Raw genomic sequence first — 24,739 nt, forward strand, 5'->3', positions numbered from 1 at the left:
CGAGGGCAGGAATCAATTCGTGTTGCGATCTTCGATCGTGGGCGATTCCGATTGTGCCACTTCCAGTGCGGCGAGTGCTTCGCGGAGGGCCGCGGCCTCGTCTGCGCCTACCTGCCCGACGAAGTGAACGAGGGCGGCCGCGCGCCCACCGGACTCGGGGGCCTGCGCCAAGGCGTCGACCATGAGGCTTGCAACCAGTTCGTCCCGCCCGTGCAGGGGTATGTAACGGTGCGCGCGGTCGTCTCGCTGCTGGACGACAAGTTGCTTCTTCGCCAGACGTTGAAGAACCGTCATGACGGTGGTGTAGGCGAGTTCACGATGAGTCGCGAGCGCCTCGTGGACCTGCCGCACGGTTTGCGGTTCCGATGAATCCCACAGATGATCCATCACTGCACGCTCGAGTTCGCCTAGACCTGCCATTCGTCCGAGTCTACGGCTAGTCCGACACAAATGCGTACTACTGCCGGTAGTAAGGTCGCCCTGGGCGTGTGGGATGCGTCATATCCGACGTTCCGCCCACCCGGAGGATGACTTTCCGGTGGACTTCGATCGCGTTCACCGAACCGCATCCACTCTGTGTTTATTCTGCAGTCATGAACTGGTTCGTGTCAGCTTCGCTCGTCGACGACACGACGTCTTGGATCACCCTCGCTCTGGGTGCACTCGGCGCCCTGTGGCTGATCGTCAGCCGAACGAAGTGGTACGTCCGCCGAGCACTTCCGATCTGTCTACTCGTTGCGGCCCTCGTCGCAGTGGCGCTCTATTACGTCGTCGAGAAGGTGTGGCGACCGTTCCCCGATCCGATCGAGATCCCGATCTACGTGTGGATCGGGGTGGGACTCGCGGCTCTGTTCGCGGTCGTCCCGCGCGCCGTCGCATCCAGTGGGCTGATCGGCAGGATCGTGACGGTGGTTGCTGCCGTTCTGGTGGTGGCGGCCGCCGCCGCGCAGGTGAACCTCGTGTTCGCCGCCTACCCGACGGTGGGAACGTTGCTCGGTCTGGAGCAATCGGATCGTGTCGATCTGAGCAACGTGCCAGGAACGCAATCGAATCCGGTCACCGGCGATCCACTGGACGCTTCGTGGACGGCGCCCGCATCCATGCCGTCGCAAGGGCGGTTGACGTCGGCGACCATCCCCGGGACGGTGTCCGGATTCTCGGCGAGACCCGCACAGATCTACCTGCCCCCGGCCTACTTCGCCGATCCACGCCCCCTTCTGCCCACCATGGTGCTGATGGCAGGCCAGCCGGGGGAGCCGGAGGATTGGTTGAACGGCGGACAGCTCGCGAGCACGATGGACGCATTCGCCGCCGATCATTCCGGTCTGGCGCCGGTGGTCGTCGTCGCCGACGCCACGGGCTCGACACTGGCCAACCCGTTGTGCGTCGACTCGCCTCTCGGAAACGTCGACACGTATCTCGCAACGGACGTTCCGAACTGGATCGGATCGACGCTCCAGGTGAATCCGGATCCGCGCAGTCGCGTCATCGGAGGACTGTCCTACGGCGGGACATGTTCCATTCAGGTGGCGACCAACCACCCCGACGTCTACCCGACCTTCCTCGACCTGTCCGGGCAGGCCGAGCCCACTCTCGGTGACCGCGGCCGCACCGTCGCCGAGGCGTTCGGCGGGAACGAGGCCGCGTTCGTCGCCGTGAACCCGATGGATCTCCTGAAGACCCGACAGTTCCCGCAGTCGGGGGGAGCATTCGTCGTCGGTGCCGACGACAACGACTACAAACCCGGCCAGAAGGCTATGTACGAGGCCGCGAAAGCCGCAGGCATGGACGTGGTGTATCTCGAAGTGCCGGGGGGACACAGCTTCGCCGTGTGGTCCGAAGGACTGAAGCAAGAACTGCCCTGGCTGATGCAGAGAGTAGGACTCATCTCGTGAACGACATCATCGACGACGCTCAGGCGACCGAACCGTCGGGACCGTCCGGACCGTCGTGGACGGCGAAGCGGAAAGAGCGACTGTCCGCGGCGTCGCGCGGATTCAGCAGGCAGGCCGTTCGGCTGGCCTCGCTGATCGGCTTCGGAATCAAGGGAGCACCGGTCAGTCTGGGTTTGCTCGTCGTGGTGCTCGCGCTCGGTGTGATCGCAGCCGTTGTCGGCGGAAACACGGTGCACCACGCCGTGGCTCTCGGGATCATGCCGGTCGAGGAATGGAAACTGTGGACGGTCCTCACCGCCGGTCTGTTCGCCCCGGGAATCTTCGGTTACGTGGTGTTCGTGGTTGCGGTGTTCGTCGCGGCCGCGCCGATCGAGCGCCGGATCGGGTCGGCGAAGTTCGCCCTCGCGGCCGTCTGCACCCAGGTGCTCGGTGCCGTGTTCGGCCTCGGGATCGCGGCACTGGCGAAGACGTTCGACGCGGACTGGGGTTTCCGGTTGCACGTCGGGACGGCAGTGGGCCCGACGACGTGGATCGTCGGAGTTCTGATGGTGGCGAGCGCTCGCATGGACACGTTGTGGCGGCGACGGATACGCGTCGGGCTTCTGGCTCTGTTGATCACGTCGGCACTGTTCAGCGGGCACCTTCAAGATGTGGTGCGACTTGCCGCGGCGGTCGTCGGACTCGTGCTCGGACCGGCGATCGTCGGGCGGTCGGCTCGCGGGCCGCGTCTGGCGGGCACACAGCGTGAAGGCCGCGTCCTGGTGGCGTTGGTCGTCGCCGCCAGCGCGCTCGGTCCCGTACTGGCTGCGCTGAGCCCGGACGCGGTCGGGCCGTTCGCAGTGCTGCGGGACGTCGTCAGCGGAGTGCCGTACACGCCGGCAGAGGTCCGGGAAATCTGCGCCGATTCGGCAACCGACCCCGAGTGCCGCACCGGCCTCCTCGAGCTGAGACTCGGTGGTGTCGGTCCGACGATCCTGTCGTTGATGCCCTCGATCTTTCTGCTGTTCCTCGCCGATGGACTCCGACGAGGCCGTAAGTTCGCGTGGGGTGCCGCGGTGGTGGCGCAAGTGGTGTTGCTGATCGTGTCCGTCGCGAACTACGCCATCCGGTTCATCGACGCAGGTGACGACGAGTCGGTGTTCTACGGGCTGGAGTCGCCGACCGCGTATCGCACCATCGTGCCGTTTCTGCTTCCGCTGGCAATTCTCGTCGTTCTGGCGCTCACGCGGAAGTACTTCGATGTCCGCGCACCGCGCGGGACCTATCGAAAGTTCACGATCTCGGTGCTGGGTACTGCGGTGATTCTGTGGGTTCTGTACGTGCTGTTGGGGTTCGTCGGACGCGGTGGTTTCGATCAGAAGGCATCCTTCCTCGGCTTGATCGCGGACTTCCCGCAGCGTCTGGTGCCGCCGGTGTATCTGCAGTGGCTCGAACCGAGATTGCTTCCGGACAGCATTTTCACCACGTTGCTGTTCGAATGGACCGGGGTCATCTTCTGGGTGTCGTTGTGCGTGTTCGTGCTCTCGACGTTCCTTACCCCTGTCTCACGCGCGGACAGCGCCGCTGCCGAACGTGCACGCGCCCTGCTGACGACCAGTTCCGGGAGCGCGCTGTCGTGGATGACGCTGTGGAAGGGAAATTCCTACTGGTTCTCCGCCGACGGATCCAGTTTCGTTGCCTACCGGGTTATCTCGGGTGTGGCGCTGACGACAGGTGATCCGGTGGGACCGCGCGGGGAACTCCGATCGGCGGTGGTCGACTTCGCGGAGTTCGCATCGAAGAACGGGTGGATCCCGTGCTTCTACTCGGTGACACCGGACGTTCGTGCCATCACGGACAGCATCGGCTGGGGCGGCATCCAGGTGGGGGAGGAGACTGTCCTCGATCTCGCGGATCTGGCCTTCACCGGCAAGAGATTTCAGGACGTCCGTACCGCGCTGAACCGGGCGAAGAAGGTGGGAATCGAGGCCGAGTGGATCAGCTTCCCCGACGCACCGCTTGCCATCAAGGATCAGATCACAGCGATCTCCGAGGAGTGGGTGGCGGACAAGGGGATGCCCGAGATGGGGTTCACGCTCGGTGGTCTCGAGGAGGTGGACGATCGAGAGGTGCGCTGCCTCGTCGCTGTCGACGAACACCGGACCGTACACGGAATCACGTCGTGGATGCCCGTGTACGAGGACGGCGTCGTCGTCGGTTGGACTCTCGATTTCATGCGGAGGCGGTCGGAAGGTTTCAGACCGACGATGGAGTTCTTGATCGCATCCGCTGCAATTATGTTGAAGGAGGAGGGCGTTCGATTCCTCAGCTTGTCCGGTGCGCCGCTCGCGAAGGTGAGCGACGGCAGTGCGTCGGATGCACCGTCGGATGAGGAAGTCACCTTCTACACGCTGCTCGATCGACTTCTCGACGTGCTGGGCAAGACGCTCGAACCCGTCTACGGGTTCAGGTCGCTGCTGGCCTTCAAGTCGAAGTTCCAGCCGCGGTACGAGCCGATGCACATGACGTTCGCCGACCCGGCCGCGTTGCCGAGTATCGGCAATGCGATCGGACGGGCCTATCTCCCGGATGTGTCCCTCGGCCAGGGTTACCGGTTGGTGCGCACGATGATCGAACGTTAGGCGTCCGGCTCGGCGGATGCAGCCGCGGTCTTGGTCGGACCTCCGACCGCTCCGTACACGTGGCGCGTTCCTATGGGGACGATCAGGGGGCGATCGGAGACCGGGTCCTCGATGACGCTCGCCTCGAGACCGAACACGTCCATCAGAAGTTTCTCGGAGATGATGTCCTGAGGCTTCCCGGACTCGACGATTTTGCCCTGCGACATGACGATCAGCTGGTCGCTGTAGCGTACGGCGAGGTTGAGGTCGTGCAGCACCATGATGACGGTGCGGCCCATCTCCTCGTGCAGACGATCCACCAGGTCGAGAACCTCGACGGAATGCGCGAGGTCGAGGTAGGTCGTGGGCTCGTCGAGCAGCAGGATATCGGTGCCTTGCGCGAGCGCCATCGAAATCCATGCTCGCTGGCGTTGACCGCCGGACAACTCGTCGACCGGCCGGTCCGCCAGGTCTCCGACGCCGGTCAGTTCGAGCGCGTTGGCGACCTCGGACTCGTCGTCGGACGACCACTGCCGCACCCAGGACTGGTGCGGGTGCCGGCCGCGGGACACCAGATCGCCGACGGTCAGTCCTTCAGGCGCAGTCGGTGCTTGCGGCAACATGCCGAGGACACGGGCGACGTCCTTCGTGCGCATCGACGAGATCGCTTTGCCGTCGAGTACGACTTTGCCCGCTTTCGGCTTCAGCAGTCGTCCGAGGGAGCGGAGGAGGGTGCTCTTGCCGCAGCCGTTGGGTCCGATGACCGTGGTGATCACGCCGGTGTGCACGTCGAGATCGAGGTTCTCGACGATGATCCGGTCTCCGTAGCCGAGCGTGAGATTTTCGGCGACGAGGCGGGAGGGTTCGGTTGTGGTCATGCGGAGACCTTTCGGTTACTGCGGACGAGCAGGTAGAGGAGGAACGGCCCGCCGAGCGCGGAGGTCACGATTCCGACAGGCAACTCGACCGGAAGGATCGTGCGGGCGATCAGATCGCTGCCGACGACAAGCAAGCCGCCCATCAACCCGGACGCGATGATCGGCGGGCCGGGCGTGCGCAGAATGCGCAGTGCAATCTGAGGTGCCGCCAACGCCACGAATCCGATGGGACCGGCAGCGGCGGTAGCGATGGCCGCGAGCGCCACCGACGCCAGGAGCAGCGTGGCCTGACCCGACTGGAGGCGCACACCGAGCGAACGGGCGTTGTCGTCGCCGAGTCGGAGGGCGCCGAGAGTGAACGTGGAGATGATGGTGATGCCGCCGATCAGCACCAGTGCACACAGAACCGGCCAGACCTTGCTCCAGTCGGCACCGTTCAAGGACCCGTTGAGCCACAACTGGGCGCGGGAGACGTCGTTGATGTCCGCACTGATCAGCAGCCAGCCGATGGCCGCGGTGAGCATCGCGTTGATGGCGATACCGACGAGGATGAGCCGGAATCCTTCGACGCCACGCTTCCATGCCAGCGTGTAGATGAGCACGGCAGTCAGGACACCACCGACGAGCGCTGCCAGCGGAAGGCCGACGGTAGCCAGGATGCCGACGAACGTGCCGCCGCCACCGAGAACGATGAGCGCTACTGCGGCCGCGCTCGCACCAGCGGTGATGCCCAGAATGTCCGGGCTGGCGAGTGAGTTGCGCGAGATCGACTGGGTCACGGCGCCGGAGATGCCCAGAGCCATTCCCACCAGAAGTCCGGTGAGTGAACGAGGCAGCCGAAGGTCCATCACGATGAACCTGTCGATGCGAGAACCGCCCCCGAACAGCACTTCTGTCACCTGAGGTATGGACAGCGGAAAGTCGCCGCGGCCGATGTTGATGCAGACGACCAGGAACAGCGCCGCGAGCATCACGAGGTTGACGAGAACCATGAGGGGACGCCGAACCAGAGACAGCGGCCCGAGCCGGAACGGCGGACGTGACGGGACCGTACGGACCGCGTCGGGTCCGGCAGCGCCGTTCGCCGACGCGTTCTTGGTCAAGGACGAGGTCACAGGCTTGCCAACTTCCGACGACGAACGAGAGCGATGAAGAACGGAGCGCCGAAGAGGGCGAGTACGATCCCGACCTGCAGTTCTCCGGGGCGAACCACGACGCGGCCGATGACGTCGGCGATCATCAGCATGACGCCTCCCATGAGTCCGGCGTACGGAACCAGCCATCGATAGTCCGGGCCGGTGACCACCCGCGCGACGTGCGGCACGACCAGGCCGATGAAGGCGATCGGACCGCACGCGGCGGTGGCGGCACCGGTGAGCAGGGTGATGGCGATGATCCCGACTGTGCGGGTGAGCGCGATGTTGGTGCCCAGGGAGCGAGCGACGTCCTCACCGAGACTCATCACGTTGAGGCCGGGCGTGCTGGCGAGCGCGATGAGAACTCCGACGACGAGGAACGGCAGTACCTGCCAGAGGACGTCGAGCCCTCGACCGGCGACCGAGCCCACCGACCAGAAGCGGTAGCCGTCGAGACTTGTCTGATCCAACAGGACGATGGCATTGGTCATCGCGGACAGGAAGAACGCCACGCCCGCGCCGGCGAGCGCGAGATTGAGTGGACTGGCTTTGCCGTTTCCGGCGGAGGACAGACCGAACACCACCACACTGGCGATGGCCGAGCCGGCGAAAGCGAACCACAGGTACTGGCTGGGCGAGTTGAAGCGGAAAAGGTAGATCGACAGGACGACGAGGAACGCTGCACCGGCATTGAGTCCGAGCAGACCCGCGTCGGCGAGTGGGTTTCGGGTGTGGCCCTGGATGAGTGCGCCTGCGATGCCGAGCGCGATTCCCACCACGAGCGCGAGGAGTGTGCGCGGTATCCGCAGACTGCGCACGATGATGTCGGTGTCGGTTCCCGTCGAACTCCACAAGGCGTGGCCGATTTCAGCGAACGTCAGCGGGCGCGCTCCGATCGCGATGCTCGCGAGGATCGCGGCGGCGAGAGCAACCGCCAGAATCACGAGGCCGAGGATGCGTCGTTTGCGGATGCCCGCAACGGAATTGTCGCGTGCTATCGGCTCGAACAGTTCGTCGGCGGCTGTCTTCTCGCGAACTACCTCGGTACCGCTTCGCCCGATGCCGAATTGCCGCAGCATGGCCCGGCGCACGCCGAGCGCGTTGCCATCGGCACCATCCCGAACGATCAGGTTCGTCCAGCGCTTGCCGGTGCTCTGGCCGTCCTTGCCTTCCCGATATCCCTGATTCCACAGGAGGAGGCCGACTGCAACCGCGACTGCAATTGCACCGAAGACGAACCGGTCCGCTTGACCACCACCGTTGTCGTCACGGAGCGAGTCGACGATCGACCATCCGATACCCAACGGAAGAAGCACAATCGCAATATCGACGATCGTCGCGGCGATGCGCGGAGCCCATGGCGCCGGCCCGCGGGGAATCTCTTCCTTGGCGAAATCGTCGTCCGGGGCGGGGTGAGTGTTTCCCGAACCCAGCAATGGTGCCGTCGTCACTGTGTTCGTGACTCCTCACTGTGGTTGATGGATCAAGCGTTAGGTTACGGAACCCTTGTTCATTCTGCGCGTCCAGGTAAGGCAAGCCAAGCCGAATGGGGTGACATGTCGTACATTGCGCAGCCTTCTCGTCGAATCTGCACTTGGTTAGGCTAACCTACCTAAAGCAACGCAACGAAGATCGACCGTCACGAGAGGAGTGTTCCGGTGTCACTTGCAACTGCTGCGTCCGATGCCTGGGCCGATGTGCACCGTTCGTACGAACACAACGGAGGGGGCAGCCCCCTGGCGCGGTCATGCACGCGCCTTCGGGCGCTCAATCCCGACTACCCGCGCATGTACGCAGTCGCCGCGATGGCCACCGAAGGCAAGCGGCGGTGGTGGCACCTCGCGACCGGACTCGAGGACGGCCGGGTCGACTCGATGCTCGGCAGATCGCTGGAGGATCTCGGCTCGATGGAGGCTGCGGCCCATCAGGTCGCGACGGCGCTGGTGCACGCGGTCGTCGGGCGCGTCGCCGCGCTGGTGGTACTCGAGGGGCGAGCGTGGGACCCCGGAATCGACAACCTCTGGATTCACATGGACAGCGACGGCGGTATCGACTGGGCGGGCGTGGGGTCACCGAATTTGCGCGTGCTGCCGGACGACCCGCTCGAGTCGACGCCCGGCACGGTTACTCTCCCGTGCGAGGAAGCGCTGCTCGTGTGGACCGCGCACCGTTGCATCACCTCGCTGACTGCAGTTCTGAGGTCCATCTCCGCCAGGGCGCCGTTCGACGCGTCCACGTTCTGGAGCCTCGTCGGCGATTCGATCCTCGGTGCCTCGACGTACATTCCGGTGCTTGCGAACACCTTTGCTTCCGACAGTGCGCGGCGTGGGCAGGCATTGCTCGACGCGTTCGTCGCCGCGGGCGCACCGGTCCGCGCCCGGCCCTGCCCACGTACGCGACTACGTGCCTCCTAGCCCTTGCTAATTCAGGTAAGGCTAGCCTACAGTTCTGGGTGAACCACCGGACCGCGCCGGAGTCCTGAGGGCTGCAGAGACTCCCGGTCCTTGCCACGGCGGGCCTCACATTCCTTCGAATGTGAGGCCCGCCGATTTTTGTCCCGACCTTCTGGTGTAGTCCTGATCTGCGCGTCGAACGCGACGACGCCAGGCGAATCAGGAGAGTCGATGAGCGAGACGCAAAGCCCCATCACCCCGAACGTCGATCCCGCGGAGATGACGGAACTCTGCGCGCAGGGTTTCGACGGCGCAGTCGGACTCGTGTACACCGAAGTGTCCGCAGACCGCGTACGCGCAACGTGGGACGTGACGCCGAGGCTGCACCAGCCGGCCGGGATCATGCACGGCGGCGTCCTGTGCTCCGTCGTGGAGTCGATGGCCAGTATCGGGGCGAGCGTCTGGCTCGGTTCGCGCGGACACGTCGTCGGCGTGAACAACAACACCGACTTCCTGCGGGCATCGAGAGAGGGAACCCTCGTCGCCGAAGCGCGTCCGATCCATCGCGGTCGCACCCAGCAGTTGTGGCAGGTGGACATCACCAACGAGGCCGGAAAAGCCGTCGCGCAGGGCAAGGTTCGATTGGCCAACATCACCGACACCGCAGCACTCGGCCACGGCACCACCGAGTGAAGACCGGACGAGCCGCACCATCGGTAGGCGTTCTGGGACACTGACACGGTGAGCAACGCACCCATCTCCGGATCACCCGACGACCAGAACGAGTCCGCGCGGCAGCGAGCACGCTTGTCCGACGCTGCGCTCGACCGCATCGAGTCGATTCTCGGTCCCGTCGACGACGCTCTCGCCGCAGATTTCCCCGGTGACCGGATCGGTGGGCAGCCCATCCACACGATCTACGTAGCCGCATCTGCGGCCGGGGTGGACATTCCGGCAAGGTGGGGACAGCAGGCGCTTAGCCTGATCGACGAGAACCAGGAGGTGTTCGATTCGATCGACTCGGTCGGTGTGCTGCCGCGCGTTCGAGAAGCGTTGGCGACGCGCCCGATTCAAGATCTGCGCATCGACTTCGAGGACGGCTACGGCTGGCGTGCGGACGAGACCGAGGACGCACACGCCCGCGAGGCGGGACGAATTCTCGCATCCCTGGCTGCCGACCCCTTGGGCCCGCAGTGGTGCGGAATCCGCCCCAAGGGACTGGCACCGCACGAACGCCGCCGGGGTATCAGGACTCTGGAGCTGGTTCTCGACGGAGCCGGGGGAGTGCCGTCGGGATTCGTGTTCACGGTGCCCAAACTACGAGCTGCCGAGCAGGTCGACGCAGTGGTCGCTCTGTGCGAGGAGATCGAGCGAGCGCATGGACTTCCGGACCGAGCGCTTCGATTCGAGCTTCAGATCGAGAGTCCTCAGGCCGTCGTCGGCAGCGACGGGACCGCAACACTCGCGCGTGCCCTGGGACGCGCGGACGGTCGGTGCACCTCACTGCACTACGGGACGTACGACTACAGCGCGGCATGCGGAATCACGTCCGCTCAGCAATCCCTCGAACATCCGGTGGCGGATCACGCGAAGGCGGTGATGCTGGCAGCCACGGCACAAACGGGGATCTGGGTGAGCGACGGCTCGACGCAGGTGGTTCCGAGTGGGACACCGGCCGAGGTCGACAGCGCCATCCGGCGCCACGCCGGCCTGGTCACCCGATCCCTCGAGCGCGGCTTCTATCAAGGGTGGGACATGCACCCGACCCACCTCGCGACGCGATGGACTGCGACGTTGTCGTTCTTCCGGTCGGCGATGCCGACGGCCGCGTCGCGGGTTGCGGCGTACCTCGACACAACGTCGGGCGGCATGATGGACGAGCCTGCCACCGCTCAGGCACTGGCCGCGGTCCTCGTTCGCGGTCTGGATTGCGGGGCGGTCGACGCCGCCGAGCTCGAGTCGCTGTCACCTCTCGTCACTCGGGACGTTCTGCACGGACTGCTGGCTCGTACCGTCGGCGGGCCTTCGGCCCAGTCGTAGCGGTCGGCCGGCCGTACCCTGCCGCAAACGAGCACACGTGCCAGAATGTCCGGTACTGCCTGCGTCGGGCAGGACGGGTTACGGATGGAGATCGAATGCGGCTGACTCCGCACGAGCAGGACCGGCTGCTCCTCAGTTACGCAGCCGAATTGGCACGTAGGCGTCGTAGTCGAGGTCGGCTGCTCAATCACCCGGAAGCAGTCGCGCTCATCACCGATCACCTTCTCGAGGGCGCACGCGACGGAAAATCCGTTGCCGAGCTCATGGCATCGGGGCGCGAGGTCCTGTCGGCCGACGACGTCATCAGCGGAGTTCCCGAACTACTTCCCGAGGTTCAGGTCGAAGCGACGTTCCCCGACGGCACCAAATTGATCACCGTCCATGAACCCATTTCTCCGAAACGGGGTGACGGGCATCTGATTCCAGGTGAAGTCCTCACCGAGGACGGCGTCATCGAACTGAACGAGGGTGCTGACCTCGTGACGCTCGAGGTGGTCAACACCGGTGATCGTCCGGTGCAGGTGGGAAGCCACGTCCATTTTCCCCAGGCGAACGAGGCGCTGTCGTACGATCGCGCGCAGGCGCACGGACGACGGCTGGACATTCCCGCCGGCACTGCGGTGCGGTTCGAGCCCGGCATCACCATGACAGTCTCACTCGTTCCTCTCGGCGGAAGCCGAGAAGTGTACGGACTGAGTTCGAATCCTCCCGGAAAGCTCGATGCCTGATGGCCCAGCTCAGTCGTTCTCGATACGCGCAGTTGTTCGGCCCCACTACAGGTGATCGAATCCGGTTGGCGGACACTGACCTTCTGATCGAAGTGACCGAGGACCGAAGTGGTGGTCCAGGACTGGCCGGGGAAGAAGCAGTCTTCGGCGGCGGGAAGGTGATCCGCGAGTCGATGGGGCAGTCGCGCGCAACGCGGGCCGACGGAGCCCCCGATACCGTCATCACGGGAGTCGTCGTCGTCGACTACTGGGGAATAATCAAGGCGGACATCGGTATTCGCGATGGGCGGATCGTCGCGCTCGGCAAGGCCGGCAACCCCGACACGATGACCGGTGTCCATCCGGACCTCGTCATCGGTCCGTCGACCGAGATCATCGCAGGCAACGGCAAGATCGTCACGGCCGGTGGAATCGACTGCCACGTGCATTTCATCTGCCCGCAGATCATGGACGAAGCGTTGGCGGGCGGAATCACCACCGTGATCGGCGGAGGAACCGGACCTGCCGAGGGCAGCAAAGCTACAACCGTCACCCCGGGTGCCTGGCACTTGTCGAGAATGTTGGAAGCACTCGACGGCTGGCCGATGAACATCGTCCTGCTCGGCAAGGGCAACACCGTCAGCACCGAAGCGATGTGGGAGCAGCTGCGCGCCGGCGCATCGGGTTTCAAACTTCACGAGGACTGGGGCTCCACTCCCGCTGCCATCGACGCGTGCCTTCGTGTGTGCGAGGACGCAGGCGTGCAGGCCGCTCTGCACTCGGACACACTCAACGAAGCCGGGTTCGTCGAGACCACCCTGGATGCGATCGCGGGTCGCGGCATTCACGCGTACCACACCGAAGGTGCGGGAGGTGGGCACGCACCCGACATCATCACCGTCGCGTCGTACGGGCACGTGCTGCCGAGTTCGACCAATCCCACTCGGCCGCACACGGTCAACACGCTCGACGAACATCTCGACATGCTGATGGTGTGTCACCACCTCAGTCCGTCCATCCCGGAGGATCTCGCCTTCGCCGAGAGCCGAATTCGGCCGTCCACCATCGCCGCCGAGGACTTGCTGCACGACATCGGAGCAATCTCCATGATCGGCAGCGACGCACAGGCCATGGGCAGGATCGGGGAGGTCGTGTTGCGCACCTGGCAGACGGCCCACGTGATGAAGAAACGACGGGGGTTCCTCCCCGGGGACACCCGCGCGGACAACAATCGTGTGCAGCGCTACATCGCGAAATACACGATCTGCCCTGCCGTCGCGCACGGTCTCGACGCCGAGGTCGGTTCCATCGAACCAGGCAAGCTGGCCGACCTCGTGCTGTGGGATCCGGCGTTCTTCGGTGTCCGGCCGCACGCGGTGATCAAGGGCGGGATGATCGCATGGGCGCAGATGGGGGACGCGAATGCGTCGATCCCTACCCCTCAGCCGGAGCTGCCCAGACCGATGTTCGGCGCATCACCCAAGGCCGCAGCAGCCACATCGGTGCACTTCGTCGCCCCTCAGGCGATCGAGGACGGTTTGGCGAATCGACTCGACTGCGACAGACGGCTGGTTGCGGTCGGGAACGTTCGGGCGGTGGGCAAGGCCGACATGCCGCTCAACGACGCGCAGCCCCGCATCGAGGTCGATCCCGATTCGTTCACCGTGAAGATCGACGGCGACGTCTGGACCGAGCAGCCTGCTACCGAACTTCCGATGGCGCAGAGGTACTTTCTCTTTTGAGCGCGGTCGTGCACGAAATCTCCATGATCATGTCGCTGGCGGATTCACGGTTGCCTACCGGTGGTCACGTCCACTCGGGCGGCATCGAAGAAGCCATCGAACAAGGGCTCGTGCGGGACATCGACACCGTGGAAGCTTTTCTGATCCGTCGACTCAGGACCAGCGGTGCGGTGACGGCGTCCCTCGCGGCCGCGGTATGTGAGTCGGTTCTCGACGTGGACGTCGCCGAGGACGAATGCGACGCACGTATTCCGTCGCCGGCTGCGCGGGCCGCGTCGCGGGCACAGGGGAGAGGATTGCTCAGGCTCGCCCGTGCGAGTTGGCCGCATCAGCAGTGGGAGTCGGTACCGCGTCGACCCCACCTGGCCGTCGTCGCCGGTCTCGTCGGTCGCGCTGCGACACTGCCGGGCCAGGCCATCGCGTCGGTGCAGGTGTACACCACGATGACCGGGTCCGCGATCGCAGCACAGCGACTGCTCGCCCTCGATCCGTCGGACGTCGCGGCATGCACGTTGCGGCTCGCTCGCACCTGCGACGAGGTGGCGGACGAGGTGTGCGCCTTGCTGCCCACCTTGGTGGATCTGTCCGACCCGCTGCTCGACGTGCTGGCGGAGAACCACGCGGCGCGCGAGCGGCCGCTGTTCGTATCCTGAAGACCGACCCGTTCATTCGAACGACATCATCTGCATCACCGAGTCACGAAAGGCCGAAACACAATGCCTCCGCATCTCATCGACGGCGAGCCGCACGACCACAGCCTCGACCGACCGAAGCGCACTCGAGTCCCCGGCGAAGCACTCCGCATCGGTATCGGCGGTCCGGTGGGATCCGGTAAGACCGCTCTGGTCGCTGCGCTGTGCCGCGAACTGCGCGACGAACTGTCGCTCGGAGTGCTGACGAACGACATCTACACGACCGAGGATGCCGACTTCCTCCGTCGGCACGCCGTCCTACCCGACGAGAGAATCACTGCGGTTCAGACCGGCGGATGCCCGCACACCGCGATTCGCGACGACATCACGGCGAACCTCGATGCCATCGACGACCTCGTCGACGAGAACCCGCCACTCGATCTGATTCTGGTCGAGTCCGGCGGTGACAACCTGACGGCAACCTTCTCGTCCGGTCTCATCGACGTCCAGATCTTCGTCGTCGACGTTGCCGGCGGCGACAAGGTACCGCGTAAAGGTGGTCCCGGCGTTACCTTCTCGGATCTCCTGGTGATCAACAAGACCGACCTGGCGCCGTACGTGGGTGCCGATCTGGAGGTCATGCGAGGTGATGCGGAAAAGGTACGCGAGGGCCGACCGACCGCGATGATCTCCCTGACGGACGACCCGTCGGCATCGACAGTGCTCGAATGGGTCCGGGCGCGGCTGAAGGAGACGGCCGCGGCCGATGCGCACTGAGCTCGTCATCGTCGCCAGTGCCGAGCGCAGTCCGCGGATCATCTCGTCCGGCGGACTGTCCGGGCGCTTGACCGGTCCGGACACCGTACACATGATCGGCACGGCCGCAACACCTCTGGGCGGCGACGAGATGCGAATCCGCGTCGAGGTGGGAAAAGGTGCCAGCCTGGCAGTCCACAGTGTCGCGGCGACCCTGGCATTGCCGAGCGCCGCGACTACCGAGTCGCATTCGTGGTGGTCGTTCCACGTCGAGGACGGTGGCAGGCTGTTGTTCGACCCGGAACCCATGATCGTCGCGGCCGACGCGCGGCACCACTCGCGCACCGACGTTCGCTTCTCGGACTCGGGGGCGATCCACATCCGTGAGCGCATACAGATCGGCCGGGCCGGGGAGCGTGCAGGTTCCTGGTACGGCACAGTCTTCTCGGATGTCGACTGCGGCGGGGGCCGAGTCCGCCCGCACTTGCGGCACCGTGTGGAACTCGGCGTCGGCACATCGGGACACGACGTCATCTCCGCACCGATGGCGATGTCGAGCACCATCCGTTTCCCAGACGATCGCACTGCGGAAGCCGGACGATCGTGGGTTCGGATGCCACTGGCGGCCGGCGGCAGCCTCTCCACCGCAACCGGCAGCAGAATAGACACGCTAGCGTTGCCCACATGACGGACGGAGATGTGCGCAACGCGCAGTCGCCCGGCACTGCCCCGTTCGAACCCGAGCACGTGGAGCAAGCGCGCGCCGCGGTGGACGCGGTACACAATCTGGACGATTGGGTGCAGCGGTTCGATCTATTGGGTGATCCGACGCGGTTGCGCATTCTGCTCTGTATGCACCGCGCGCCGGGAATTTGCGTCACCGACCTGGCGCTTGCCCTGTCGATGACGTCGACCTCGGTCTCGCACGCGCTGCGCCTGCTCAGGAACGAGGGGTGGGTTGCAGTGCAGCGGGACGGCAAGAGGATGACGTACCGGCTCGACGACGACACCGTTCATCGCATGCTTCACGAACTCGGCGCCACCCATGCACATCATGTGCACGAGTGACGCGGAGGAGGAGTGACTGCAGACGGGGTCAGCCGGCTGCTTTCTGTTCTTGTTCCGCCCTGGCCTTGCGACCCGACTCGCTGTCGCCGGGACTTTCCGACGCTTCGATCGAATTGAGTTGTTCGATGGCCAACCTCGCGAAGACCTGCTGTTCGGTCGACGCCATCTGTGCGCGTCCGCGTCCGAGGAAGGTCACGAACCAGGAGATGACGGTGGTGATGCGACTGCGGTACCCGACGAGGTAGTACAGGTGCAGCGCGAGCCACATGACCCACGCGATGAAACCGCCGAACTCGAGCTTGCCGACCTTGGCGACCGCGTTGAAGCGCGAGACGGTGGCCATCGAACCCTTGTCGAAGTACTTGAAGGGCTGACGCTGACTCGGATCCTCGCCTTTGAGCGACGCCTTGATCTGCTTGGCCGCGTAGTTCGCACCCTGGATCGCGCCCTGCGCCATTCCGGGAACATCCTTGACCGACATCAAGTCACCGACGACGAACACGTTCGGGTGGCCCTTGACCGTGAGGTCCGGCTCCACGATGACGCGGCCTGCACGGTCGGTCTCGGACTCCGACTGGTCGGCGAGCTGCTTGCCGAGCGCGCTTCCCTGGACGCCGGCGGACCACACCTTGCACTGTGCTTCGATGCGGCGCGTCGTGCCGTCCTTCTCCTTGACGGTGAGTCCGTCGTTGTCGACGTCGGTGACCATCGCGTTGAGCTGAATCTCCACGCCGAGCTTCTCGAGCCGGTCCGCGGCCTTCTTGCCCAGTTTCTCGCCCATCGGTGGGAGCACAGCGGGGGCCGCGTCGAGAAGGATCACGCGAGCGTCGCGGGGGTCGATGTTGCGGAACGCCCCGTCCAGCGTGCGATCTGCGAGCTCGGCGATCTGGCCTGCCAGTTCGACTCCGGTCGGTCCGGCGCCGACGACGACGAACGTCATCAGTCGGTCGCGTTCTTCTTGGTCGTTGGACAGTTCGGCCTGCTCGAATGCGCCCAGGATGCGGCCGCGGAGCTCGAGAGCGTCGTCGATGGTCTTCATGCCCGGCGCGAACTCGGCGAAGTGATCGTTGCCGAAGTAGGACTGCTGCGCGCCCGCTGCGACGATCAGGCTGTCGAAGTGCGTCACCGTCACGCGCTCGAGGAGCTTGGACGTCACTGTCTTCGCCGACAGATCGATGTCGAGGACTTCACCCATGAGTACTTCGGCGTTCTTCTGCTTGCGCAGGATGACTCGGGTCGTGGGAGCGATCTCACCGACCGAGAGAATGCCCGTCGCGACCTGATAGAGCAGTGGCTGGAAGAGGTGGTGCGTGGTCTTGGCCACGAGGGTGATGTCGACGTCGGCCTTCTTGAGTGCCTTGACGCCGAAGAGACCGCCGAACCCGGAACCGATGACAACGACGTGATGGCGCTTCGATTCGACCGGTTGGATGCTCATTACCTGCTCCCTTGAAAATTAGATGTAGCTGCAACGGTAGTCGCCGCCGATCAGGGCGTCTCGGCAAGGTTCCCATGCGGCGGCTCGTCACGCCCGGCAGTTCGGCTCGTACACGCGGTGACCTGGGATGCGTCGACCCTCGATGGTTGCGGAAGCGGCAGGGTGTGTGGTGAGTGCGCTCTTGATCGCTTCAGAAGCGGATCCGATTCTGTGGCGGAACACAAGGAGTCGACGCGATTGGCCCAAAGCCTGGTTTTTCGGTTCCCTGGGGTTCATACTCTGACCATGTTCGAGATAAGTGTTACCGAGAGTAACCTCAACACGTCGGTCGTCACCGTCGCTCAGGGGAGCGGCGGTCAGGGCGGGGGAGCCGCACTCGACCAGGTCTTCGGTATGAGCGCCGCGGCGGGAGTGATTTCACTCGGCCTGCTCTACCTTGCCTTTCTGCACCGTACTCGCCGCATCACCTGGCTGGGCCGACTTGCGGACTACGCCGGCGCGAAGACCAACCTCCCCGGGTGGGCAGCTCTGCCGTTGGTGATGTTCATATCGACGATTCTGACCGCGTTCCTTGGCTTCATCTGGGACGTCAGCCTGCACATCGGACGCGGACGCGACGAGGGGCCGCTCGCCAACCCGGCGCACTACTTCATCCTGGTCGGGTTGTTCTTCCTGTTCATCGCTGGTGCGCTCGCGATGATCCTGCCTCTCGACGAGAAGCCCGGCCGCGCCGCGATCAAGTTGACCCGCACGTGGTACGTCCCGACCGGTGGAGTGCTCATCATGGGGGCCGGCCTGTACGCCCTCATCGGATTTCCTCTCGACGACATCTGGCACCGCATCTTCGGTCAGGACGTGACGCTCTGGGGACCGACTCACCTGATGTTGATCGGCGGCGCCGGACTGTCCCTCGTCGGTGTGATTCTGCTCGAGCACGAAGGTCGAATCTCCATGGGCTCGGACGCCGATGGTCCCGATCCGCGCTGGCATCGGAGTCCGGTCCTGACGTGGTTGTTGCGCAGCTCCGCGTTCGGCGGATTGCTGATCGGTCTGTCGGTGTTCCAGATCGAATACGACTTCGGCGTCGAGCAGTTCCAGCTGATCTTCCAGCCGATGCTCATCGCGGGTGCGGGTGCCTTCGCGTTGATCGCCGCACGCTTGATGGTCGGGCCCGGTGCCGCGGTGTTCGCTGTGGCGTTCGCCGCCGTCGTTCGGGAAATCACCGCTCTGCTCGTCGGACCGGTGTTCGGGGAGCCTCACAATGTGTTCGCTCTGTACCTGGGTGCAGCGATCGTCGTCGAGGTTATCGCGCTCACCCCGCTGGTGAAACGCCGTCTGCTGTTCGGTGCAGTCGCCGGCCTGGGAGTCGGAACCGTCGGAATCTGGGGCGAATCGCTCTGGGTCGACGCCGTTCATCTGTTTCCGTGGACATCGAGCATGTGGCTCGACACCCTGCTGATGACCGTCCCGGTCGGTGTCACCACCGGCCTCGCCGCGGGTCTGTTCGCGCAAGCGCTGAGCGGCGACGGGCTGCCCGGACCGGCCGTTCGCCGAACTGTCGTGTTCGCGATGATTCTCGCCCTCGGTGGCACCGTGGCCAACGGCCTTGCCTTCGAGGTGCCTACGGACGCCACTGCGACAGTGCGGTTGACGGACGCGGAACCTGTGGACGGTTTCCGCATGGTGACCGCCGAGGTGGAGATCGATCCGATAGATCTCGTCAGCGACGACCCCGAATGGGTCTCGATTCTCGCGTGGCAGGGCGGGGGAGACACGCTACGCGGCTTGGTGGTCGACCGACTGGAGGCCACCGGACCCGGCACCTTCCGGTCCACGAAGCCGGTCCCGGTCGACGGCACATGGAAGACCGTCCTCCGCATTCACGACGGTCGCACCCTGACGGCGGCACCGGTGTTCATGGCGGCCGACGAGGGCATCGGAGCAGAGGAGGTGTCCGCCGACGCGTCGTTCACTCGTGACCTGGTCTCGGAGATCACGCTGTTGCAGCGAGAACGGAACTTCGACCATCCGACGTGGTTGTTCGCCGCGGCGTCGCTCGTCGTTCTCGTGTGCACACTGCTGTTGGTCTGGGCTCTTTCCTGGGGAACGGTGCGTATCAGCTCGGTGACTCCCCGGAACTCGCTGCGCACCTCGAGTGAGCACAGAACACCCAGTCGCACATGACAGTTCATCGTTCGAGCTCGCAAGACGTCGTCTACCTCGCGGATCACTCGGTCGTGCTGGCGCTGCCGGCTCTGATACCGGCGTTCATCATCGTCGCAGTCGTTCTGTACATCGTCGCGAAGGACCGACGTGCGGAGAGAAACGAGAACGCCGAGAACGAATCCGCCGACTTGCCCGGCCGGAGCTCGGACGGCCTGCCCAAAGGCCACGACGATGGGAAGAAGAAATGAAGTACGTCCGCTGCGCCGCTGTGACGGGCGCTGCGATGTTGTTCCTCGCTGTCGGATGCTCGTCCGCTTCGGACACCGGCAGCAGCACCGCGGCGACGTCCTCGGCCGCCGAGGAGTCCTCGGTGGCCGATCCGCAACCTGCCGGCACGGTCATCGATGTCACCATCATGGGCGGTGACATCTCACCCACCAACGAGCGTCTGGACGCAGTCGTAGGTGAGCCCATCACGCTGCGGGTGAACAGCGACACGACGGACGAGCTGCACATACATTCGGTGCCGGACCACACGTTCGAGGTGGAGGCGAAAGCCGATCAGACCTTCGAGTTCACCGTGGACGTGCCCGGTTCGGTGGCGATCGAGCTTCATCACGCCGATCGCACCGTCGCGACGCTCGCTGTCAGGCCGTGATCCTCGCCCACGGGTTGGGCGGTTCCACCGATCTGCCCCTGCCGGTCACGTTCGTCCTGATCGGCGGAGCTTGGGCGTTGTCGATTTCGTTCGCCGTTCTGATCTTCGCTTGGCGCACACCACGACTGGATCCGCGCAGGCGGTGGGCAACCGTTCCTCCTGCGGCGCAGCGTTTCGTCGATGTACCCGCCACTCGGTGGACGCTGCGTCTCGTGGCGCTCGCTTTCTCGGTCTACGTAGGGTGGGCTGCGTACGCAGGGCCGGAAGATGCGACGAACGCGCTCCCCGGGGTGTTCTACGTTCTCCTGTGGGTCGGCCTGCCGATCGCGTCGGCGTTCCTGGGCCCGGTGTGGCGCATTGTGTCGCCGGTCCGGACGATTCACGCGGTCGTGTGCAGAGCGCTACGCCGCCCCACTGATACCGGACTGATCGAGTATCCCGCTCGGTTGGGTGCATGGCCTGCCGTCGTAGGGCTGTTCGCATTCGTCTGGCTCGAGCTCGCGTACTCCGATCCAGGTTCCGTGGACGCCATTCGGACGTGGTGTTCGGCGTACGCAATTCTGATGCTCGCCGGGGCTATGACGTTCGGAGACACGTGGTTCGACAACGGCGATCCGTTCGAGAAGTACAGCGACACGATTGCACGCCTGGCCCCGCTCGCCAGATCACCCGAAGGCCAGCTCGTGCTGCGAAATCCGCTCGACGGTCTACCGACGTTCCCGGTGCTTCCGGGTTCGGTGGGGGTCGTGGCCGTTCTCCTCGGATCGACTGCATTCGACAGTGCGTCGCAGCTACCGGCCTGGCGCAATGTCGTCGACGACGTATCGGGATCCAGCGGCGGGGCGGTCGCGTTCCGCACTGTCGGTCTGCTCGCCCTGGTGTCGATCGTGGGGGTCGCGTTCTGGCTCTGCTGCCAGGCCACCGGCGGAGTGTCCCGAACCGAACGTCGAGCGCTCCCGGGGGCGTTGGCGCATTCGCTCATCCCGATCGCATTCGGCTACGTGCTGGCTCACTACCTGACCTATTTCGTCGAGAAGGGCCAGAGCACCGTTCTGCTACTGACCGATCCGCTCGGTGACGGATGGGATCTGCTCGGGCAGCAGGGGTGGGAAGTGTCCTACGTGTTGTCCGAGCACCCTGGCGTCGTGTCCTCGATCAAGGTTCTGTGTGTTCTGCTCGGCCACATCCTCGGAGTCGCCGCCGCCCACGACGCATCCCTGCGAATTCTGCCGCGCGCCCACCGATTGAGTGGTCAGTTGGCTCTGATGGTGCTGATGGTCTTTTTCACCTTCGGGGGCCTGTTTCTGCTGTTCGGGGGCTGATTTCCGACCCGTCTCTTCTTACTCGAGCAACGAGTTAAATGAGCGAACTTTCTATTGTCAGGACAAATGCTTGACATTGGCGTGTGATCCGGATTACATATTGAGCGCAACATCGATTGGTTCACCCGTTCCATGGCGGAACGGCGTCGAGAAAGAGAATTGATGAAACTTCAGACGAGTCACGGCACTGGCCGACCAGGTTCACTCCGCGTGCTCCGTACCGGCGCCGTCCTCGGGTTGGCGCTGTGCGCCACCGTGGCTGCGGGATGCTCCAGCACCGGCGGTGCTCCGGAGAGCTCCGGCGGAGGCTCCAACGCAGGTACCGCCGACACACCCCGCGCGACCATCGCAATGATCACGCACGAAGTTCCCGGCGACACGTTCTGGGACCTGATCCGCAAGGGCGCAGAAGCCGCAGCTGCAAAGGACAACATCGAGCTTCGCTACTCCGCGGACCCGGAAGCTCCCAACCAGGCCAACCTCGTGCAGAGCGCCATCGACTCCGATGTCGACGGTATCGCCGTCACGTTGGCCAAGCCCGACGCCATGGCACCCGCCGTGGAAGCGGCCACCGCCGCTGGTATCCCCGTCGTCGCCTTCAACTCCGGCTACGACGCGTGGGAAGGTCAGGGCGTGCAGCAGTACTTCGGCCAGGACGAGACCCTCGCCGGACGCACGGCCGGTGAGCGACTCACCGCCGACGGCGCCAAGAAGGTCCTCTGCATCATTCAGGAGCAGGGACAGGTCGCCCTCGAGTCACGTTGTGCAGGCGTCACGCAGGGCTTCTCCGGTGGCAGCACCGAGATCCTGAACGTCAACAGCAAGGACATGCCGTCCGTCGAGGCGACAATCACCGCCAAGCTGCAGCAGGACCCGACCATCGACCACATCGTCGCGCTCGGTGCCCCCATCGCACTGACCGCCGTTCAGTCGAAGTCCAACGCCGGCAGCGATGCCACCGTCGTCACGTTCGACACCAACGCTGCCCTCGTCGACGCCATCAAGGCCGGCGACGTCCAGTGGGCCATCGACCAGCAGCCTTATCTGCAGGGCTACCTCGCAGTCGACTCGTTGTGGCTGTACCTGAACAACGGCAACACCATCGGAGGCGGCACCCCGGTTCTCACCGGTCCCGCGTTCATCGACTCGTCCAACATCGACGCCATAGCCGAGTACGCCCAGAACGGAACTCGCTAGGCGCGCGCCCGACGCGGCCACCCCTCGGCCGCGTCGGGCGCCACCAGCACGGAAGGATTTGTCATGAGCACACAGGCCGATTTGGATCTGTCCAAGCACACCGTCGTCACCGATGAGCGGGTGAAGAAGCAGAAGCCGTTGCAGCGGTTGCTGGTTCGTCCGGAGATCGGCGCGCTGTTCGGCGCGATCGTGATCTTCGTCTTCTTCTGCATCGTCGCTCCACCCTTCCGATCCCCGGAAGCTCTCGCCACCGTCCTCTACGCCTCGTCGACCATCGGCATCATGGCGATCGGAGTGTCGCTGTTGATGATCGGCGGAGAGTTCGACCTCTCCACCGGTGTCGCGGTGACGTTCTCCTCGATCATGGCCTCGATGATCGCCTACAACCTGCACCTGAACGTCTGGCTGGGATCGCTGCTGGCGCTCGTACTCGCTCTCGGGGTCGGATTCCTCAACGGCTATCTGGTGATGAAGACGAAGATTCCCTCGTTCCTGATCACCCTGTCGAGCTTCCTGATGCTGACCGGTATCAACCTCGCGGTCACCAAGCTCGTCACCGGGCAGGTCGCCACCCCGTCGATCTCGGACATGGCCGGCTTCGACTCGGCGAAGAAGGTCTTCGCCTCGTCCTTCCAGATCGGAGATGTCTCGATCCGCATCACCGTCGTCTGGTGGCTGTTGTTCACCGCCATCTCCACCTACGTGCTCATGAAGACCCGCATCGGCAACTGGATCTTCGCCGTCGGCGGCAACCAGGACTCGGCTCGCGCCATCGGTGTTCCCGTGACGAAGGTCAAGATCGGGCTGTTCATGTTCGTCGGATTCTGCGCCTGGTTCGTCGGCATGCACCTGCTGTTCGCGTTCAACACCGTCCAGTCCGGTCAGGGCGTGGGCAACGAATTCCTCTACATCATCGCCGCCGTCATCGGTGGCTGCCTGTTGACCGGTGGTTTCGGTACGACCATCGGAGCGATGATCGGCGCATTCATCTTCGGCATGGCCAACCAGGGCATCGTCTACGCCGGATGGAACCCGGACTGGTTCAAGTTCTTCCTCGGCGCGATGCTGCTGTTCGCCGTCATCGCGAACAATTCCTTCCGCAACTACGCAGCAAAAAGGTGACCGGTCATGACCACACACGCACAAACCCCGATCGAGAACGTCCCCTCGGGCGGCAAGACACCGCTCATCGAGCTCAAAGGCGTCGGTAAGTCCTACGGCAACATCATCGCCCTCAAGGACATCAACCTGCGCGTCGGCGCCGGCGAGGTCACCGGTGTTCTCGGTGACAACGGCGCCGGCAAGTCCACCTTGATCAAGATCATGGCGGGCCTGCACCAGCAGACCGAAGGCGAACTGCTCGTCGACGGTGTCGACACCAAGTTCAGTTCCCCGAAGGACGCACTGGGCAAGGGCATCGCGACGGTCTACCAGGACCTCGCGGTGGTCTCCCTGATGCCGGTCTGGCGCAACTTCTTCCTCGGCCAGGAACTGCGCAAAGGCCCGTTCCGGACACTCGACGCCACCGCGATGCGCGCGACGACCATCGAAGAGCTGCACAAGATGGGTATCGATCTGCCCGACGTGGATGCACCCATCGGATCGCTGTCCGGCGGCCAGCGTCAGTGTGTGGCGATCGCCCGAGCTATCTTCTTCGGCGCACGCGTGCTCATCCTCGACGAGCCGACCGCCGCGTTGGGTGTCAAGCAGTCCGGCATGGTTCTGCGATACATCTCCGCCGCGAAGGAGCAGGGCTTCGGCGTCGTGTTCATCACCCACAACCCGCATCACGCGTACATGGTGGGGGATCACTTCGTGCTCCTCAACCGTGGTCGCCAGAAGCTCGACTGCACCTACGACGAGATCAGCCTCGACGATCTCACCAAGGAAATGGCGGGCGGCGACGAACTCGAAACCCTCACCCATGAGCTGAGGCGCTGAGTCACGTCGCAATTCGGCGACATGGCCGCGTTCGACCGGGTCGGCCCGCTTGTCTCCCACCGGAGACAAGCGGGCCGACCCATTTCTCGTCCGCAATACGTACACGCAACCGCCGTGTGCGCGTCGGTGTCGCGCGATAGGTTCTCTGGCACGAGGCCCGACGAACACCT

Annotated in this window: 23 protein-coding genes; 18 read left to right on the forward strand and 5 right to left on the reverse strand. The window is 64.6% G+C overall.

The window, feature by feature from the left end:
• Positions 1-12: 12 nt before the first annotated feature.
• Entirely contained in the window at positions 13-420 is a 408-nt protein-coding gene (locus CH290_RS11050) for a BlaI/MecI/CopY family transcriptional regulator (RefSeq protein WP_019667611.1), read from the reverse strand.
• A 173-nt stretch (positions 421-593) separates the two neighbouring features.
• Between CH290_RS11050 and CH290_RS11055 the strand changes: the two genes are divergently transcribed.
• Together CH290_RS11055 and CH290_RS11060 are read left to right on the forward strand one after the other, a co-directional pair.
• On the forward strand, positions 594-1,895 hold the full coding sequence (locus CH290_RS11055) for an alpha/beta hydrolase (protein WP_033188818.1): 1,302 nt from the start codon (positions 594-596) through the stop codon (positions 1,893-1,895).
• Positions 1,892-4,516 (forward strand): bifunctional lysylphosphatidylglycerol flippase/synthetase MprF, encoded by a 2,625-nt coding sequence (locus CH290_RS11060; protein ID WP_033188819.1) that lies wholly within the window; start codon positions 1,892-1,894, stop codon positions 4,514-4,516. Before CH290_RS11055 ends, CH290_RS11060 begins: the two co-directional genes overlap by 4 nt.
• Here CH290_RS11060 and CH290_RS11065 read toward each other — a convergent pair.
• The 3 genes from CH290_RS11065 to CH290_RS11075 form a co-directional block, all read right to left on the reverse strand.
• On the reverse strand, positions 4,513-5,373 hold the full coding sequence (locus CH290_RS11065; RefSeq protein ID WP_033188820.1) for an ABC transporter ATP-binding protein: 861 nt from the start codon (positions 5,371-5,373) through the stop codon (positions 4,513-4,515). The two genes, CH290_RS11060 and CH290_RS11065, sit on opposite strands and share 4 nt — an antisense overlap.
• A complete protein-coding gene (locus CH290_RS11070) occupies positions 5,370-6,365 on the reverse strand; it encodes a FecCD family ABC transporter permease (protein WP_230594197.1) in 996 nt (331 codons plus the stop codon). The genes CH290_RS11065 and CH290_RS11070 overlap by 4 nt, the downstream gene beginning before the upstream one ends.
• A 119-nt stretch (positions 6,366-6,484) precedes the next feature.
• On the reverse strand, positions 6,485-7,960 hold the full coding sequence (locus tag CH290_RS11075) for an iron chelate uptake ABC transporter family permease subunit (protein WP_080748682.1): 1,476 nt from the start codon (positions 7,958-7,960) through the stop codon (positions 6,485-6,487).
• Between the two features lie 246 nt (positions 7,961-8,206).
• Here CH290_RS11075 and CH290_RS11080 point away from each other — a divergent pair, with 246 nt between their 5' ends.
• The 9 genes from CH290_RS11080 (at position 8,207) to CH290_RS11120 (ending at position 15,847) form a co-directional block, all read left to right on the forward strand.
• Positions 8,207-8,923, forward strand: a complete 717-nt coding sequence (locus CH290_RS11080; RefSeq protein WP_230620926.1) for a hypothetical protein — start codon at positions 8,207-8,209, stop codon at positions 8,921-8,923.
• A 210-nt stretch (positions 8,924-9,133) separates the two neighbouring features.
• Positions 9,134-9,595 (forward strand): PaaI family thioesterase, encoded by a 462-nt coding sequence (locus CH290_RS11085; protein ID WP_019667618.1) that lies wholly within the window; start codon positions 9,134-9,136, stop codon positions 9,593-9,595.
• Between the two features lie 48 nt (positions 9,596-9,643).
• On the forward strand, positions 9,644-10,942 hold the full coding sequence (locus CH290_RS11090) for a DUF6986 family protein (protein ID WP_033188822.1): 1,299 nt from the start codon (positions 9,644-9,646) through the stop codon (positions 10,940-10,942).
• 95 nt (positions 10,943-11,037) lie between these two features.
• Positions 11,038-11,670, forward strand: coding sequence for an urease subunit gamma (locus tag CH290_RS11095; protein ID WP_052059969.1), 633 nt, complete (start codon positions 11,038-11,040; stop codon positions 11,668-11,670).
• Positions 11,670-13,391, forward strand: a complete 1,722-nt coding sequence (locus CH290_RS11100; protein ID WP_020113199.1) for an urease subunit alpha — start codon at positions 11,670-11,672, stop codon at positions 13,389-13,391. The genes CH290_RS11095 and CH290_RS11100 overlap by 1 nt, the downstream gene beginning before the upstream one ends.
• Before the next feature lie 23 nt (positions 13,392-13,414).
• Positions 13,415-14,044: an urease accessory protein UreF gene (locus tag CH290_RS11105; protein ID WP_033188863.1), complete on the forward strand. Its 630-nt coding sequence runs from the start codon at positions 13,415-13,417 to the stop codon at positions 14,042-14,044.
• Between the two features lie 63 nt (positions 14,045-14,107).
• Positions 14,108-14,800 (forward strand): urease accessory protein UreG, encoded by a 693-nt coding sequence (gene ureG / locus CH290_RS11110; RefSeq protein ID WP_020113201.1) that lies wholly within the window; start codon positions 14,108-14,110, stop codon positions 14,798-14,800.
• Positions 14,790-15,467, forward strand: a complete 678-nt coding sequence (locus tag CH290_RS11115) for an urease accessory protein UreD (RefSeq protein WP_033188823.1) — start codon at positions 14,790-14,792, stop codon at positions 15,465-15,467. Before ureG ends, CH290_RS11115 begins: the two co-directional genes overlap by 11 nt.
• Positions 15,464-15,847: an ArsR/SmtB family transcription factor gene (locus tag CH290_RS11120; RefSeq protein ID WP_033188824.1), complete on the forward strand. Its 384-nt coding sequence runs from the start codon at positions 15,464-15,466 to the stop codon at positions 15,845-15,847. Before CH290_RS11115 ends, CH290_RS11120 begins: the two co-directional genes overlap by 4 nt.
• A 28-nt stretch (positions 15,848-15,875) precedes the next feature.
• Here CH290_RS11120 and CH290_RS11125 read toward each other — a convergent pair whose 3' ends face one another.
• Positions 15,876-17,285 carry an NAD(P)/FAD-dependent oxidoreductase gene (locus CH290_RS11125; RefSeq protein WP_020113204.1) on the reverse strand — a complete coding sequence of 470 codons (1,410 nt, stop codon included), beginning with the start codon at positions 17,283-17,285 and terminating at the stop codon, positions 15,876-15,878.
• A 285-nt stretch (positions 17,286-17,570) separates the two neighbouring features.
• Between CH290_RS11125 and CH290_RS11130 the strand changes: the two genes are divergently transcribed.
• From CH290_RS11130 to CH290_RS11160, 7 genes are all read left to right on the forward strand, one after another.
• Positions 17,571-19,469 (forward strand): hypothetical protein, encoded by a 1,899-nt coding sequence (locus CH290_RS11130; RefSeq protein WP_019667627.1) that lies wholly within the window; start codon positions 17,571-17,573, stop codon positions 19,467-19,469.
• A complete protein-coding gene (locus tag CH290_RS11135) occupies positions 19,466-19,699 on the forward strand; it encodes a hypothetical protein (RefSeq protein WP_033188825.1) in 234 nt (77 codons plus the stop codon). Before CH290_RS11130 ends, CH290_RS11135 begins: the two co-directional genes overlap by 4 nt.
• On the forward strand, positions 19,696-20,109 hold the full coding sequence (locus tag CH290_RS11140) for a hypothetical protein (protein ID WP_033188826.1): 414 nt from the start codon (positions 19,696-19,698) through the stop codon (positions 20,107-20,109). Before CH290_RS11135 ends, CH290_RS11140 begins: the two co-directional genes overlap by 4 nt.
• Positions 20,106-21,431: a hypothetical protein gene (locus CH290_RS11145; protein WP_033188827.1), complete on the forward strand. Its 1,326-nt coding sequence runs from the start codon at positions 20,106-20,108 to the stop codon at positions 21,429-21,431. The genes CH290_RS11140 and CH290_RS11145 overlap by 4 nt, the downstream gene beginning before the upstream one ends.
• Positions 21,432-21,593: 162 nt before the next feature.
• Positions 21,594-22,628: a substrate-binding domain-containing protein gene (locus CH290_RS11150; RefSeq protein ID WP_441347084.1), complete on the forward strand. Its 1,035-nt coding sequence runs from the start codon at positions 21,594-21,596 to the stop codon at positions 22,626-22,628.
• Positions 22,629-22,691: 63 nt separating this feature from the next.
• Positions 22,692-23,750 carry an ABC transporter permease gene (locus CH290_RS11155; protein ID WP_019667632.1) on the forward strand — a complete coding sequence of 353 codons (1,059 nt, stop codon included), beginning with the start codon at positions 22,692-22,694 and terminating at the stop codon, positions 23,748-23,750.
• 6 nt (positions 23,751-23,756) lie between these two features.
• Positions 23,757-24,569 carry an ATP-binding cassette domain-containing protein gene (locus CH290_RS11160; RefSeq protein ID WP_037181875.1) on the forward strand — a complete coding sequence of 271 codons (813 nt, stop codon included), beginning with the start codon at positions 23,757-23,759 and terminating at the stop codon, positions 24,567-24,569.
• Positions 24,570-24,739 lie beyond the last annotated feature (170 nt).

The organism is Rhodococcus sp. 06-156-4 (genome assembly GCF_002259345.1).
GTDB lineage: Bacteria > Actinomycetota > Actinomycetes > Mycobacteriales > Mycobacteriaceae > Rhodococcoides > Rhodococcoides fascians_E.

Coding starts and splice junctions, on each gene's coding strand:
- CH290_RS11050 (WP_019667611.1), bottom strand. CDS start 420: ATGGCAGGTCTAGGCGAACTCGAGCGTGCAGTGATGGATCATCTGTGG.
- CH290_RS11055 (WP_033188818.1), top strand. CDS start 594: ATGAACTGGTTCGTGTCAGCTTCGCTCGTCGACGACACGACGTCTTGG.
- CH290_RS11065 (WP_033188820.1), bottom strand. CDS start 5,373: ATGACCACAACCGAACCCTCCCGCCTCGTCGCCGAAAATCTCACGCTC.
- CH290_RS11070 (WP_230594197.1), bottom strand. CDS start 6,365: ATGGTTCTCGTCAACCTCGTGATGCTCGCGGCGCTGTTCCTGGTCGTC.
- CH290_RS11085 (WP_019667618.1), top strand. CDS start 9,134: ATGAGCGAGACGCAAAGCCCCATCACCCCGAACGTCGATCCCGCGGAG.
- CH290_RS11095 (WP_052059969.1), top strand. CDS start 11,038: ATGCGGCTGACTCCGCACGAGCAGGACCGGCTGCTCCTCAGTTACGCA.
- CH290_RS11100 (WP_020113199.1), top strand. CDS start 11,670: ATGGCCCAGCTCAGTCGTTCTCGATACGCGCAGTTGTTCGGCCCCACT.
- CH290_RS11105 (WP_033188863.1), top strand. CDS start 13,415: ATGATCATGTCGCTGGCGGATTCACGGTTGCCTACCGGTGGTCACGTC.
- ureG (WP_020113201.1), top strand. CDS start 14,108: ATGCCTCCGCATCTCATCGACGGCGAGCCGCACGACCACAGCCTCGAC.
- CH290_RS11115 (WP_033188823.1), top strand. CDS start 14,790: ATGCGCACTGAGCTCGTCATCGTCGCCAGTGCCGAGCGCAGTCCGCGG.
- CH290_RS11120 (WP_033188824.1), top strand. CDS start 15,464: ATGACGGACGGAGATGTGCGCAACGCGCAGTCGCCCGGCACTGCCCCG.
- CH290_RS11125 (WP_020113204.1), bottom strand. CDS start 17,285: ATGAGCATCCAACCGGTCGAATCGAAGCGCCATCACGTCGTTGTCATC.
- CH290_RS11130 (WP_019667627.1), top strand. CDS start 17,571: ATGTTCGAGATAAGTGTTACCGAGAGTAACCTCAACACGTCGGTCGTC.
- CH290_RS11135 (WP_033188825.1), top strand. CDS start 19,466: ATGACAGTTCATCGTTCGAGCTCGCAAGACGTCGTCTACCTCGCGGAT.
- CH290_RS11140 (WP_033188826.1), top strand. CDS start 19,696: ATGAAGTACGTCCGCTGCGCCGCTGTGACGGGCGCTGCGATGTTGTTC.
- CH290_RS11150 (WP_441347084.1), top strand. CDS start 21,594: ATGAAACTTCAGACGAGTCACGGCACTGGCCGACCAGGTTCACTCCGC.
- CH290_RS11155 (WP_019667632.1), top strand. CDS start 22,692: ATGAGCACACAGGCCGATTTGGATCTGTCCAAGCACACCGTCGTCACC.
- CH290_RS11160 (WP_037181875.1), top strand. CDS start 23,757: ATGACCACACACGCACAAACCCCGATCGAGAACGTCCCCTCGGGCGGC.